Genomic DNA, 13122 nt, shown 5'->3' on the forward strand with positions numbered 1-13122 from the left:
GAGGTATGGCACTGACAATCCGTTCTGACCTGGGATTTTGCTTCGATCGAAAGTTCGGGCTAGTTTTTGCACTGACCAGTCAGTTCAAATGAAGAGGGGGCAGGGATGGGGGGAACCGTGGCCGCGGCCGGCGTCACGGCCCGGGGTCTCGGCCTCGAAGGGCCCCGCGGATGGGCATTCCGCGGGGTCTCCTTCGAGGCGGAGGCCGGCTCGCTGATCACGATCGAAGGGCCGTCCGGCACGGGCCGTACGTGTCTGCTGCTCGCGCTCACCGGGCGGATGAAGCCCACCGAGGGGTCCGCCACCGTCGGCGCGGCCGGGCTGCCCAAGCGCATGGCGGCGGTACGGCGCGTCAGCGCCCTGGCCCATGTCCCGGGTGTGACCGACCTGGACCCGGCCCTGACGGTCGCCGAGCACCTGCGCGAACGGGCGCTGCTGCAGCGGCGGTTCGGCGACTCGTTGCGCGGGCTGCTGCGGCCGCGCGGCGAGCGCAGGACCGAGGAGCGGCAGCGGATCGACACCGCGCTGACAACGGCGGGGCTCGACCTGGACGCCCTGCCCAAGGGCTCGCGTACGGCCGTACGGGATCTGGAGCGGCTGGAGGGGCTGCGGCTGTCCGTCGCGCTGGCTCTCATCGCACGCCCGCGCGTGCTCGGTGTCGACGACACCGACCTCAAGCTCTCGGACGCCGAACGGGCCGAGGTCTGGGCGCTGTTGCAGTCGATCGCCGAGGCCGGGACCACGGTCGTGGCGGTGTGCAGCGAGGCCCCCGACGGGACGGTCAAGGTGTCGACCCGGGCGGCCGACGAGACGCCCACGCTCGAGGAAACCGACGGAAAGGAGGCCGCCGATGCGCTCGCCGAGGCTGGCCGCGCTTGAGCTGAGGCGCTTCGGCCGGGGGAAGCTGCCGCGTGCCGCCCTGGTCGCGCTGCTGGTGCTGCCCCTGCTGTATGGCGCCCTGTACCTGTGGTCGTTCTGGGACCCGTACGGACGTCTGGACCGCATTCCCGTGGCACTCGTGAACGACGACAAGGGGGCGAGCGTCGAGGGCAAGAAGCTCGCCGCCGGCGACGACATCACCAAGGGGCTGCGCGAGAGCGACGTCTTCGACTGGCGGGAGGTGAGTGCCGCCGAGGCCCGGAAGGGCGTCGAGAACGGCACCTACTACCTGTCGCTGACCATGCCGGCCGACTTCAGTGAGCGGATCGCCTCCAGCTCGGGCGACTCCCCGGAGACGGGCGCACTTCAGGTGCGTACGAACGACGCGAACAACTACATCGTCGGGCAGATCTCACGGACGGTCTTCAGTGAGGTGCGCGAGGCGGCGTCCACGAAGGCGTCGCGGTCGTTCCTGGACAAGATCTTCGTCTCGTTCTCCGACATCCACGGCAAGACGGTCAAGGCCGCGAGCGGCGCCGACAAACTCGAAGGCGGCATCGGGAAGGCGGAGAAGGGCTCCAAGGACCTTGCCGACGGGCTGAAGGACGCCAAGAAGGGCAGCGGCAAGCTGGCCACGGGTCTGAAGAAGCTCAACACCGGCGCGGGCGATCTGGAGGACGGCTCCAGACGGGTGGCGGAGGGGACGCAGACGCTGGCCGACAGGGTCAACGGGGTCGACAGGAAGATCGGGCCGTTCCTGAAGGACAACGAGAAGACCATCGAGGACTCCGCCCGGCTGGTCGCCGACACCTCGGGCGCGATCCGCAACAACCTCGACGACTGGGTCGAGCGCGCTCCGGCCGCCGCCGAGAACGCCCACAAGGCCTCCGACGCGCTGAACGTCATCCACAAGGCGCGCTGCGAGGACGCGGTCCTGGCCGACCCGGCCTGTTCCGACTTGAAGAAGGCGAAGCAGTCGGCCGCGGACGTGGCGACGATCGCGGACGATCTCAACACGCTGGTCACCGACCAGAAGGGCGATCTGGCCAAGCTCGACAAGCACCTCGCCACCCTCCAGAAGCAGTCCCAGGCGCTCGCCGACCGCGCACCGCGTCTCTCCGAGGACCTCGACGACGCCGTCAGCAGGATCAACAAGCTGAACCAGGGGGCCGGCAAGGTCGCCGCGGGGGCCAAGAAGCTGCACTCGGGCCTCGGTTCGGCCAAGACCGGCGCGGCGGACCTGGACACCGGCGTGGGCGAGCTCAAGTCCGGCGCGGTCGACCTCAACGGCGGCATCTACAAGCTCGTCGACGGCTCCGGGAAGCTCTCGGACGGGCTGCACGACGGTGCCGAGCAGATCCCCGACTACGACAAGAAGGCGCGCGAACAGCGCACCGAGGTCATGTCCGACCCGGTCCAGCTCGTCTCGCGGGACATGCACAAGGCGCCCAACTACGGCACCGGATTCGCCCCGTACTTCATCCCGCTGTCCCTGTGGGTGGGCGCGATGGTGGCGTACATGGTGATCACGCCGATGAACCGGCGCGCGCTCGCCGCGGGCGCCTCGGCATGGCGGATCGCGCTGGCCGGCTGGCTGCCGGTGGTGGCGATCGGGGTGCTGCAGACGGTGGCCCTGATGTCGGTGCTGCACTGGGCGGTCGGGCTGCAGATGGTGCGGGCGGCCGGGACGGTGGGCTTCCTGTTCCTGGTGACGGCGTGCTTCGCGGCGATCGTGCAGTGGCTGAACGCGCGCTTCGGGGCGGCGGGCCGGATTCTGGTCCTGGCGTTCCTGATGCTGCAGTTGACGTCCGCGGGCGGCACCTATCCCGTGCAGACCAGCCCGGGCTTCTTCAACGCGCTGCATCCCTTCCTGCCGATGAGCTACGTCGTGGAGGCGCTCAGGAGGCTCATCACGGGCGGCGGTCTGGAACCGGTGTGGCAGGCGTGCGTGGTGCTCGTCGCCTTCACCGCTGCCGCCCTCGCGCTGACCGCCCTGTCGGCCCGCCGCCGGCAGGTGTGGACACTCGACCGGCTGCACCCGGAGCTGACCCTGTGAACGCGCGCGGGACAATCAGGCCCATGGAAAGCAGCAACGCCGCGTCGGGCGGCAGCACGCGCCGTGAGGCCACCCGGCAGAAGCTCTACGAGGCGGCCGTCACACTCATCGCCGAACAGGGCTTCTCCGCCACCACCGTTGACGAGATCGCCGAACGGGCCGGGGTGGCGAAGGGCACGGTCTACTACAACTTCGCCAGCAAGTCGGTCCTCTTCGAGGAGCTGCTGCGCCACGGAGTCGAACTCCTCACCGCGTCCCTGCGGGAGGCGGCCGAGAAGACCGCGCGGGACGGCGGCAGCAAGGTGGACGCCCTGGACGCGATGATCCGCGCGGGACTGGTCTTCATCGACCGCTACCCGTCCTTCACCCAGCTCTACGTCGCCGAGCTGTGGCGGACGAACCGGGCCTGGCAGTCCACGCTGATGGTGGTCCGGCAGCAGGCCGTCGCGGTCGTCGAGGGTGTGCTGCGCGAGGGCGTGGACAACGGCGAGTTCAGCGAGGAGATCGACGTCCAGCTGACCGCCGCCGCCCTGGTCGGCATGGTCCTGGTGGCCGCGCTGGACTGGAAGTCGTTCCAGCCGGAGCGCTCCCTGGACGACGTGCACTCGGCGCTGTCCCGGCTGTTGCAGGGCCGGGTGAGCGGGCGCCGCTGACACAGCAGCCGTCGTACGCACACGAAAGCGCCGGTCCGACGGTGGCCGCGTCCCCCGCGGGCCACTGTCGAACCGGCGCCTTCTCGTGCTCCCCCCGTTTTCCCCCGTGTCCCCCCTGGACCCCCGTCCGGTCGTTCCCCCGGGTCCCCCGTCTCGCTCCCGCCGACGCCGGGCCGGCGGAAGGAGCGGATCCGGGGCCGCTCCGATTCCGGCGCCCCGTGTCGCCGGTTCCGGAGCAGATCCCCTTCTCCGTGCCCTAACTCTCTCGTTCAGGCAGGTCGCGCCCCATCCGCGCGCGTACTCAACTCACCGACTAGGTACGCGTACTCAGAACTGCGCACTCATCCCCAAGCCCCGCCGTTGCCGACTGGTTACGATCGCGTCCGTGTCCATACTTCCCTTGATCTTCACCAGCGGCTGGGCCAGCGGCATCAACTCCTACGCCGTGGTCCTGCTGCTCGGCGTGTTCGGCGCGACAGGGCTGAGCGACGAGGTGCCCGAGGCACTGCAACGGCCCGACGTACTGATCGCGGCCGGCGTGCTGTTCCTCTGCGAGGCCGTCGCCGACAAGATCCCGTACGTGGACTCGGCGTGGGACTCGGTGCACACCGTGATCCGGCCGGTGGCGGGCGCGGTCGTGGCCGCGCTGCTCGCCGGGCAGAGCGGGTCGCTGCCCGAGCTGGCGGCGGGCGCGGTCGGCGGTTCCACGGCGCTGGTGAGCCACCTGGTCAAGGCGGGCACGCGGATGGCGGTCAACACCTCGCCGGAGCCGTTCAGCAACATCGTGGTGAGCATCGCCGAGGACCTCGGGGTCGGCGCCCTCATCACGCTCGCGATCTTCTACCCCGTCGTAGCGGCGGTCATCGCGGGCGTCCTGCTGCTCGGCGGGCTCCTGCTGCTCCTGTTCCTGGTCTCCCGGATCCGTCGCTTCCTGCGCCGCAGGGCGGAGCGCCGGGAGGAGAAGCGGCTCGCCCAGGCGGTGGGTCAACCGCCCGGCTGAGACCGCTGCCTGCGCTTGCGCCCGAGGTCAGGGAGCCGTTGTCAGTGGCGGCCGATGCTGCATTCTCCCGGGGATAGCCCCCGGACCCCCAGCAGACAAGCAGGTCAGCCGCAATGACCGGCGCCAACATCGCAAAGCAGGCCCAAGTAAAGTCCCACGCATGGCAAGGATTGCGGTGATCGGCGCCGGGATGGGCGCGATGGCGGCCGCTGCCCGGCTCGCCGTCGCGGGCCACCGGGTGGCGGTGTACGAGCGTACGGAGACGTACGGCGGAGCGGTGCGCCGCTTCGAGCGCGACGGCTTCGGGTTCGACACGGGCCCGGGGCTGCTCCCCCTCCCTGCCGTGTACCGCGATCTGTTCATCAAGACCGGCAAGGAGCCCCTGGAGGCGTGCGTCGAGCTGGTCCAGGTCGACCCGTCCGCACGGCACGTCTTCGCGGACGGCACCGAGGTCCGGGTGCCGAACGCCTCCCGCGCCGGTGTCGTGACAGCCCTCGACGAGGCGCTGGGCGCCGGTACGGGCGGCCGGTGGGGCGACTTCCTGGTCCGCGCCCGCGAGGCCTGGGACCGCACGCGCAGGCCGCTGCTGGAGGAGCCCCTGTGGCCGAACTGGCAGGTGCTGGCCGAGCGCGAGCCCTACCCTGCGGTCCCCCACAAGCGGTTCCTGCGCACGCGCCGGGCCGGCACCCTCGCCGAGGTCGGCGCCTGGGAGCTGCGCGACCGCCGGCTCGTCGCCCTGCTGGAGAGCCACGCGCTCGCGTACGGCCTGGATCCGCGTGAGACGCCGGCGAGCGCGTCGGTGCTGCCGTATCTGGAGCACGCGTTCGGGATCTGGTATGTGCGGGGCGGCGTACGGGAGTTGGCGCGGGCGGTGTACGAGCGGTGCCTGGCCCGGAAGGTCGAGTTCAGCTTCGGCGCGGAGGTCTCCGGGGTCCTGGAGAAGGACGGCCGGGCTGCGGGGCTCGAACTGGCCGACGGTTCGGTCGTGGAGGCCGACTTCGTGGTCTCGGGGGTCGCCCCCGGGGTGCTGGACCGCTTCGTCCGGGGCACGGCGCCGCGGGGCGAGGCCGAGGTCGCGCCGCAGCGCGGGGCGGCGAGCCGTCTGACGGTCCTGCTGGCGCTGCGCGGCGCCCGGCCGGAAGGTATGGCGCACCGCACGGTGGTGCACGCGGCGGACCGTGAGGCCGAGTTGGACGCCCTGTTCGGAGCGGCCGGGGGCATGGCCGCGCGACCGACGGTCACCGTCCTGCGGCCCGACGACCCGGCGTTGATTCCGGCCGCCGGGCATGAGGCGATCACGCTCACTTCGACGGTGCCGGCACAGCCCGACCGGAATTGGGCGGAACCGGAGAACCTCGACCGGCACGCCGAAGACCTGATCACGGTCGCGGAGCGTGCCGTGCCGGACCTGCGCGACCGGCTCCTCTGGCACGAGGTGCGTACCCCGGCCGACATCGCGGCGGAGACCGGCACGGAGGGCGGAGCGGTTCCGGCACCCGCGCTGGCCGCGGCCAAGGGGCGTCTGCTGCACCCGTCCAACAGCACGGCCGTATCCGGTTTGTTCACGGTCGGCGGCTGGTCCCACCCGGGCGGCGGGCTCCCCCACGCCGGCATGTCGGGCGCGCTGGTGGCGGGACTGATCGTGGAGGGGCCAGACTTCCGGGGCTCTCAGTGACCCGGGTGTGAGCGGCGCCGCGCGGGGCCGTCAGAAGCGGTACTGCTCGTCGTACCCCTGACCCTGCCCGTGCTGCTGGCCGTCGCCCTGGTACGGGTACTGCTGCTCGGGCGGGAGTTCGCCGCCGTACGCCTCGTCGGTGCGCTGCTGCGGAACCCAGACGCCGCCGGACGGGGTCTCGCCGTAGCCGCCGGTGGCGTACTGGTCCTGGGCGTAGCCCTGCTGGTTGTACTGCTGCTGGCCATAGGCGTCGTAGGAGGCGCCGCCGTAGGTCTGGGTGCCGATGTACGGGTCGGAGTACGCGGCGTACTGCTGCTGGCCGGTGGTGTCGTAGCCGTACTGCTGCTGGTCGTAGCCGCTGTAACCGTCGTACGCATAGCTCTGGTCGGCCGTCGCGTACTGGTCCTGGGGCTGACCCGTGGCCGCGTAGTTCTGGTCGGCGGCGGCGTAGGCGGGGTCGCCGCCGTATATGCCGTAGGAGCCCGTGTCGTCCGGCAGGGGCTGGGGCTCATACACGGAGGTCGTCTCGGCGGCGGTGGGCTGACCTGCGCGCGACGGGGTGAACACGTCGTCGCGGTCGTAGTCGTCGCTGTAACCGACGCTGTTCTGGCCGTACTTGGCGTCGTTGCCCGCGTAGCCGCCCTCCGCCTCCAGGTCGGAGACCTCGAGGGTGGGCTCGTGACGGTCGGGCTCACCGCGGCGCCGCTTGGCGGCGGCCAGCGGGCCCAGGGCCGGCGCGGAGACCGCCCAGCCGGCCGAGAAGCCGCGGCGGAACGACAGCGTGACGTAGGTCTGGCCGACCGCGAACGCCGCCGCGCCCAGACCGATGACGATGACGGAAGGAATCAGCACCCCGACCACGACGCCGAGGAACCCGACGAAGGCGAGCAGCCGCCAGCGCAGCCGCGCCTTGTACTGCAGCAGCACCTCGCCCAGCAGCCACAGCGCGACGACGCCGAATGCGATGTAGAGGACCGTCCAGCCCATGTACGCCCCTCTCCCAGTGGCCGCCTACGCAGTGTGACGTATATCAGGACGGCCGGTCTAGGCCTGCGGTGGGTGGTGCAGGCCCAGGCTTTCGTAGATTTCCAAGGTAGCTGTGGAGTTGTTGAGCGTGATGAAGTGCAGTCCGGGCACTCCCTCGGCCAGCAGCCGCGCGCAGAACTCCGTCGCGAACTCGATGCCAATGGAGCGTACAGCCGCGGGATCGTCCTTGGCTGTGAGGATCCGCTCTTTCAGGGCGGCCGGGAAGGCGGCGTTGGTGAGGGAGGGGATGCGTTCCAGCGTCTTTACGCTGGCGATCGGCATGATCTCCGGGATGATCGGGGTGTCGCAGCCCGCGGCCGATACGCGGTCGCGCAAGCGAAGGTAATCCTCCGGTTCGAAGAACATCTGCGTGATCGCGTAGTCCGCACCGGCCCGGCACTTGTCGACGAAGTGACGGACGTCCGCCTCCCAGTCGGCGGAGCGCGGGTGCATCGCGGGGAAGGCCGCGACGCCGACGCAGAAGTCGCCGGACGCCTTGATCAGTTCGACGAGTTCGGCGGCGTAGGCGAGGCCCCGGGGGTGCGGCACCCACTCGCCCAGCGGGTCGCCGGGCGGGTCGCCGCGCAGCGCGAGCATGTTGCGGATCCCGGCGTCGGCGTACTGCCCGATGATGTTGCGCAGGTCGGCCACCGAGTGGTCGACGGCGGTGAGGTGGGCGATCGGGGTGAGCGTGGTGTCCGAGGCGATCGCCTCGGTCGCCTTGACCGTGCCCGCGCGGGTGGAACCGCCCGCGCCGTAGGTCACGGAGACGAAGTCGGGTCCTACGGCCTCGACCCGGCGCAGCGCGTTCCACAGGTTCCGCTCGCCCTTCGGGGTCTTGGGCGCGTAGAACTCGAACGAATACGTCGTCTTTCCGGTCGCGAGCATCTCGCGCACGGTACGAGCGTGGTCCGATCTGATGGATGCGGTGCCGAGGGCCATACTCGCAGGTTAGTCAGGGGGCCCCGGTCCCCCAACCGGACGCCGGACATTTGCCCGATTTGCCGGGTTGTTGTCCACGCCTTGGACAAACATCAGCAAATCCGGGGTGCCCAGCGGGGCGAGGGGGGCTGGCTACCCCTGCCGCAGCCGCTTGGCGAACTCCGCCGCCACCGCGCCCGGGTCGTCCGCCTCCGTGATCGCCCGTACGACGACGGCACGGCGGGCGCCCGCCTCCAGCACCTGGTCGAGATTGGCGAGGTCGATGCCGCCGATGGCGAACCAGGGGCGGTCGGTGCCGAGGGCTGCCGTGTGGCGGACCAGGTCGAGACCGGGGGCGTGGCGGCCGGGCTTGGTGGGGGTCGGCCAGCAGGGGCCGGTGCAGAAGTAGTCGACGCCCTCCTGGACGGAAGCCGCGGAGGCCTCGGCCTCGGAGTGCGTGGAGCGGCCGATGAGGACGTCGGCGCCGAGGATGGCGCGGGCCGCGGGCACGGGGAGGTCGCCCTGGCCGAGATGCAGGACGTCGGCGCCGGCGACGTGGGCCACGTCGGCACGGTCGTTGACCGCGAGGAGCTTGCCGTGCCGGGCGCAGGCGTCGGCGAAGACCTGCAGATGCTCCAGCTCCTCGGCCGCCTCCATGCCCTTGTCCCGCAACTGCACGATGTCGACGCCCCCCGCCAGCACGGCGTCCAGGAACTCCGCGAGGTCGCCCTGCTGCTTGCGGGCGCCGGTGCAGAGGTAGAGCCGGGCATCGGCGAGCTGGGCGCGGGCGGTGACTGCGGTGACGGTGTCGGACATACGGTGCCCCCTGTGGTCGGGTTGCCGGACGGGTGACGTCGGGCGGGTGCCGGACGGTGGCACGGTAGCCGGAGCGGTGCGCGACGTCGCGGAGCGGTGGGGTGTGGTGGGCCGCGGCGCGGTCGCACCGGGCCCAGCCGTCGGTACGGCGAGGCCCGACCCCGGGCCCTGGGACGGCTCCCTCCGGCGGCGGCCTCGACCTCAGCGCGGTACCGGCCGACGCGGCCGAAACCCCCGCGCTTGCGCAGACGCCGTCGCGCCGGTGGCCGTAACCGGCCGCGGCCGGTTACGGCCCCGAACGGGAGCGGCAGGTTCTCCCCGCCGCTCCACGCCACTCCATGCCGCTCCACGGTGCTCCCACCGTGCGCCACGCGCGCGTCCCGCTCCCGGCCTCGGGCCGCAGCCATCCTCGGCCGTGGCCCATGGAGCGGCCCCGGCCCGTGCGCCGGACGGTGCTCGGATCGGTGGGTTCGGACTCAGACGGCGAGCGCCTGGGCGCGGCGCTTCACCTCCGTGCCGCGATTCTCACTGAGGGCTTGCGCGGGGGTGCCGGGCAGGCTGTCGTCGGGGGTGAAGAGCCACTCCAGCATCTCTACGTCCGTGAAGCCGTCGTCCCGCAGGAGCGTCAGGGTCCCGGACAGGCCCTTGACGACCTTGTCCTCGTCGATGAAGGCGGCGGGGACGTGCAGCGCGCGGTTCTCACCACGGCGTACGGCGATGAGCTGGCCCTCCTTGACCAGCTGCCGGACGCGGGTCACCTCGACGCCGAGCATTTCGGCGATGTCGGGGAGGGTGAGCCAGGCGGGGACGAGAGCATCGGTTCTTGCGTCAATCTCGGTCACGGAAACAAGCCTGCCATCTGCCACTGACAGTCGGAAGTCAGGCCGGTCCACCTGGGAGGACCTGTTGGGGTGACGTGCTACGCCACCGCCGCCTTCATCGGCCGTCCCGGGTCCCCCAGCAGCTCCGCGTCGACCGGCGTGCGCGCCTCGATCAGCCGTCGGCCCTGTGCGAGATCCCTCGGTCGGCCCACCGCCAGCAGGGCGACGAGTCGGTCGCCCCGCAGCCAGCAGACGGTCCAGGCGGGGCCCGTCGGGTCGCCGCGCCACAGGAGCGTGTCGGCGGCGGCGTGATGGCCGGCGTACTGGACGAAGCGGCCGAACTGCTCGGACCAGAAGTACGGCACAGGGTCGTAGATCGCGGAGCTCTCGCCGAGGATGTTCGCGGCGACCGTGCGCGGGCCCTGGAGGGCGTTGTCCCAGTGGTGGACCAGGAGGCGCTCGCCGTACCGTCCCGACGGGAAGGAGGCACAGTCGCCGACCGCGTAGACGTCCGGTACGGATGTGCGCAGGCGCTCGTCGGCCACGACGTCTCCGTGTGCTCCGAGGTCGATGCCCGAGTCGGCCAGCCAGGCCGTGGCGGGCCGCGCCCCGATGCCGACCACGACCGCACCGGCGGGCACCCGCGAGCCGTCGTCGAGGATCACCTCGCCGGGCTCGACGCGGTCCACGCGCGCGTGCGTACGCAGTGCCGTCCCGCTGTCCTGGTACCAGGCGGCCATCGGCGTGGTCACCTCCGCGGGCAGCGCACCGGCGAGCGGCCGGTCGGCGGCCTCCACGACCGTCACCGCGCAGCCCGCCTCGCGCGCGGCCGTGGCGAACTCCGCGCCGATCCAGCCCGCCCCGACCACCACGATGTCGTGCTGGCGGGCCAGCACCGGCCGCAGCCGCTCGGCGTCGTCCAGGGTGCGCAGCAAATGCACGCCGGGCACGCCCTCCGCGCCCGGCAGCCGGATCGGTTCGGCGCCGGTGGCCAGCACGAGGACGTCGTACGGGACGGGCCCGGCCTCGGTGTCCAGCTGGTGCTCGGTGGGGCGCACGCCCAGCACCTCGCGCCCCAGCTGGAGTTCGACGCCGAGCGCCTCGAAGTCGACGTCGAAGGCGGAGCCCTCGGCCTTGCCGAGCAGCACGGCCTTGGACAGGGGCGGCCTGTCGTACGGCTGGTGGGGCTCGGCGCCGATCAGTGTGACGGTGCCGGTGAAGCCCTGTTCCCGCAGGGCGACCGCCGTCTGCACGCCGGCCATGCCCGCGCCGGCGACGACCACGCGGCGTGCCGCTGACGTGCCCCGTTGCTGCGTCTGCTCGCTCACCTGATCACCATAGACAACTGACTATTTGTCAGTCAGGGGGCGTGCTCAGTGACCTGCTGCACAACCTCGCCCGGAAGCTCCTCCACCACGCTGGTCCCGCTGCCCGCCTGCGACTCCCATTCCCAGCTCTCTGCCAGCCGCACCCGCCCGTCGGGCAGCTCGACCACCGTCGACACGCAGTGCCCCGACGATGTCGTCCCGTCCCGCTTGAGCTGCACGTACCGGAAGTCCAGCCGGTCGCCCTCCCTGGTGCCCACGAGATGGCCGCGTACGACGTCGCCGCCCGTGTACTCGGCCCAGATCTCGCCGTCCTTCTCGTGGTACGTGAACCGGGTGCGCGTACCCACCTGACCTGGGGCCTGGTCCGCGACCGGGGCGAGGACGAGGCCGTCGAGCGAGCGGGGCATGGGCGCGGGCTCCCTTACTGAGACTTAGGGCGGCGGGCTAGGGTGGCCAACGTAGAGCACTCGCGGGAGCCCGGACGCACCGGGCTGAGAGGGAGGCTGGCGGCCTCCGACCGTACGAACCTGATCCGGGTCATGCCGGCGAAGGGAGGGGCTGGACGCCCATGTCGCGTACGCGAACGTCAGACGTCCTTGTCATCGGGGGCGGAATCATCGGCCTGGTCACGGCGTGGCGGGCCGCGCAACGCGGGTTCACGACGGGAGTCGTGGACCCCGAGCCGGGTGGCGGCGCCGCCCAGGTGGCGGCCGGGATGCTGGCCGCCGTCACGGAACTGCACTACGGCGAGCAGACCCTGCTCGGCCTGAACCTCGCCTCGGCCCGCCGTTACCCGGACTTCGTGGCCGAGCTGACCGACCTGACCGGCCATGACCTCGGCTACCGCCGGTGCGGCACGCTCGCCGTCGCGCTGGACGCGGACGACCGCGCTCATCTGCGCGACCTGCACGCCCTGCAACGCCAGTCCGGCCTGGACTCCGAGTGGCTGTCCGGGCGCGAGTGCCGGCGCCTGGAGCCGATGCTCGCGCCGGGTGTGCGCGGCGGGCTGCGGGTGGACGGCGACCACCAGATCGACCCGCGGCGGCTGTCCGGGGCGCTGGTGGCCGCGTGCGAGCGGGCCGGAGTGGTCTTCCACCGGACCTGGGCCGAGCGCTTCGACGTAGTACGGGGCCGGGCCGCCGGAGTCACCACGGCGGACGGCACCGAACTGCGCGCGGGCCAGGTCGTCCTCGCGGCCGGCAGCCTCAGCGGGCGAGTGCCCGGAGTCCCGGACGACGTACTGCCGCCCGTACGCCCCGTGAAGGGGCAGGTGCTGCGGCTGACCGTACCCAAGCGGTACGCGCCGTTCCTGAGCCGGACCGTGCGGGCCGTGGTGCGGGGCAGCCAGGTGTATCTGGTGCCGCGCGAGAGCGGGGAGCTGGTCGTCGGGGCGACGAGCGAGGAGCTGGGCTGGGACACCACGGTGACCGCGGGCGGCGTCTACGAGCTGCTGCGCGACGCGCACGAGCTGGTGCCGGGCATCACCGAACTGCCGCTCACCGAGACGCGGGCCGGCCTGCGCCCCGGCTCGCCCGACAACGCTCCGCTGCTCGGCCCGACCGAGCTGGAGGGGTTGTCGCTGGCCACCGGGCACTACCGCAACGGCGTGCTGCTCACGCCGGTCACCGGCGACGCCCTGGCACACGTCCTGACCACCGGCGAGCTCCCGGACGAGGCCCGCGCCTTCACCCCCAGGCGCTTCGGCGCCGCCGCACTCACGGAGCAGCCCGCATGAGCATCCCGGTCACCATCTCGGTCAACGGCGAGCGTCGGCAGATCGAGCCGGGCACGGCTCTCGACGCGCTCGTGAAGTCCCTCACCGCGGCGCCCTCCGGAGTGGCCGCCGCCCTCAACGAAACCGTCGTCCCGCGCACGCAGTGGCCGTCGACGTCCCTCTCCGAGGGGGACCGCGTCGAGGTCCTGACCGCCGTCCAAGGAGGCTGAACC

Annotated in this window: 13 protein-coding genes and 1 riboswitch; of the genes, 7 read left to right on the forward strand and 6 right to left on the reverse strand. The window is 71.8% G+C overall.

Annotated features, from left to right (window positions below; all coding sequences use genetic code 11):
• Positions 1-105 precede the first annotated feature (105 nt).
• The 5 genes from ACZ7M7_RS01975 to ACZ7M7_RS01995 all read left to right on the forward strand — a co-directional run bounded on the left by ACZ7M7_RS01975 (position 106) and on the right by ACZ7M7_RS01995 (position 6263).
• Positions 106-879, forward strand: coding sequence for an ATP-binding cassette domain-containing protein (locus ACZ7M7_RS01975; RefSeq protein WP_472111844.1), 774 nt, complete (start codon positions 106-108; stop codon positions 877-879).
• Positions 851-2935: a YhgE/Pip family protein gene (locus tag ACZ7M7_RS01980; RefSeq protein WP_472111846.1), complete on the forward strand. Its 2085-nt coding sequence runs from the start codon at positions 851-853 to the stop codon at positions 2933-2935. Before ACZ7M7_RS01975 ends, ACZ7M7_RS01980 begins: the two co-directional genes overlap by 29 nt.
• A gap of 23 nt (positions 2936-2958) precedes the next feature.
• Positions 2959-3588, forward strand: a complete 630-nt coding sequence (locus ACZ7M7_RS01985; RefSeq protein ID WP_328428342.1) for a TetR/AcrR family transcriptional regulator — start codon at positions 2959-2961, stop codon at positions 3586-3588.
• Between the two features lie 385 nt (positions 3589-3973).
• A complete protein-coding gene (locus ACZ7M7_RS01990) occupies positions 3974-4588 on the forward strand; it encodes a DUF4126 domain-containing protein (RefSeq protein ID WP_472111849.1) in 615 nt (204 codons plus the stop codon).
• A 160-nt stretch (positions 4589-4748) separates the two neighbouring features.
• Positions 4749-6263 carry a phytoene desaturase family protein gene (locus ACZ7M7_RS01995; protein ID WP_472111852.1) on the forward strand — a complete coding sequence of 505 codons (1515 nt, stop codon included), beginning with the start codon at positions 4749-4751 and terminating at the stop codon, positions 6261-6263.
• Between the two features lie 30 nt (positions 6264-6293).
• On the opposite strand, the gene ACZ7M7_RS02000 is transcribed toward ACZ7M7_RS01995, so the two are convergent.
• The 6 genes from ACZ7M7_RS02000 to ACZ7M7_RS02025 form a co-directional block, all read right to left on the reverse strand.
• Positions 6294-7250, reverse strand: a complete 957-nt coding sequence (locus ACZ7M7_RS02000; RefSeq protein ID WP_383623891.1) for an SCO2102 family sporulation regulator — start codon at positions 7248-7250, stop codon at positions 6294-6296.
• Positions 7251-7307: 57 nt separating this feature from the next.
• Positions 7308-8231 carry a methylenetetrahydrofolate reductase [NAD(P)H] gene (metF, locus tag ACZ7M7_RS02005; protein ID WP_369270483.1) on the reverse strand — a complete coding sequence of 308 codons (924 nt, stop codon included), beginning with the start codon at positions 8229-8231 and terminating at the stop codon, positions 7308-7310.
• 132 nt (positions 8232-8363) lie between these two features.
• Positions 8364-9026 carry a thiamine phosphate synthase gene (gene thiE / locus ACZ7M7_RS02010; RefSeq protein ID WP_472111856.1) on the reverse strand — a complete coding sequence of 221 codons (663 nt, stop codon included), beginning with the start codon at positions 9024-9026 and terminating at the stop codon, positions 8364-8366.
• A 476-nt stretch (positions 9027-9502) separates the two neighbouring features.
• The gene (locus ACZ7M7_RS02015) at positions 9503-9868 is read right to left on the reverse strand and encodes an Rv2175c family DNA-binding protein (RefSeq protein WP_383596558.1); all 366 of its coding nucleotides are present in this window, start codon (positions 9866-9868) and stop codon (positions 9503-9505) included.
• 77 nt (positions 9869-9945) lie between these two features.
• The gene (locus ACZ7M7_RS02020; protein WP_472111859.1) at positions 9946-11175 is read right to left on the reverse strand and encodes an NAD(P)/FAD-dependent oxidoreductase; all 1230 of its coding nucleotides are present in this window, start codon (positions 11173-11175) and stop codon (positions 9946-9948) included.
• A 32-nt stretch (positions 11176-11207) separates the two neighbouring features.
• The gene (locus ACZ7M7_RS02025; RefSeq protein WP_472111862.1) at positions 11208-11582 is read right to left on the reverse strand and encodes an avidin-fold protein; all 375 of its coding nucleotides are present in this window, start codon (positions 11580-11582) and stop codon (positions 11208-11210) included.
• A gap of 52 nt (positions 11583-11634) precedes the next feature.
• Positions 11635-11746: riboswitch (TPP riboswitch) on the forward strand.
• Between ACZ7M7_RS02025 and thiO the strand changes: the two genes are divergently transcribed.
• Together thiO and thiS are read left to right on the forward strand one after the other, a co-directional pair.
• A complete protein-coding gene (gene thiO / locus ACZ7M7_RS02030) occupies positions 11744-12910 on the forward strand; it encodes a glycine oxidase ThiO (protein WP_472111864.1) in 1167 nt (388 codons plus the stop codon). (Overlaps the previous riboswitch by 3 nt.)
• Positions 12907-13119, forward strand: a complete 213-nt coding sequence (gene thiS, locus ACZ7M7_RS02035; protein ID WP_383596546.1) for a sulfur carrier protein ThiS — start codon at positions 12907-12909, stop codon at positions 13117-13119. Before thiO ends, thiS begins: the two co-directional genes overlap by 4 nt.
• Positions 13120-13122: the final 3 nt, after the last annotated feature.

It is taken from the genome of Streptomyces sp. NPDC111606 (assembly GCF_055656945.1).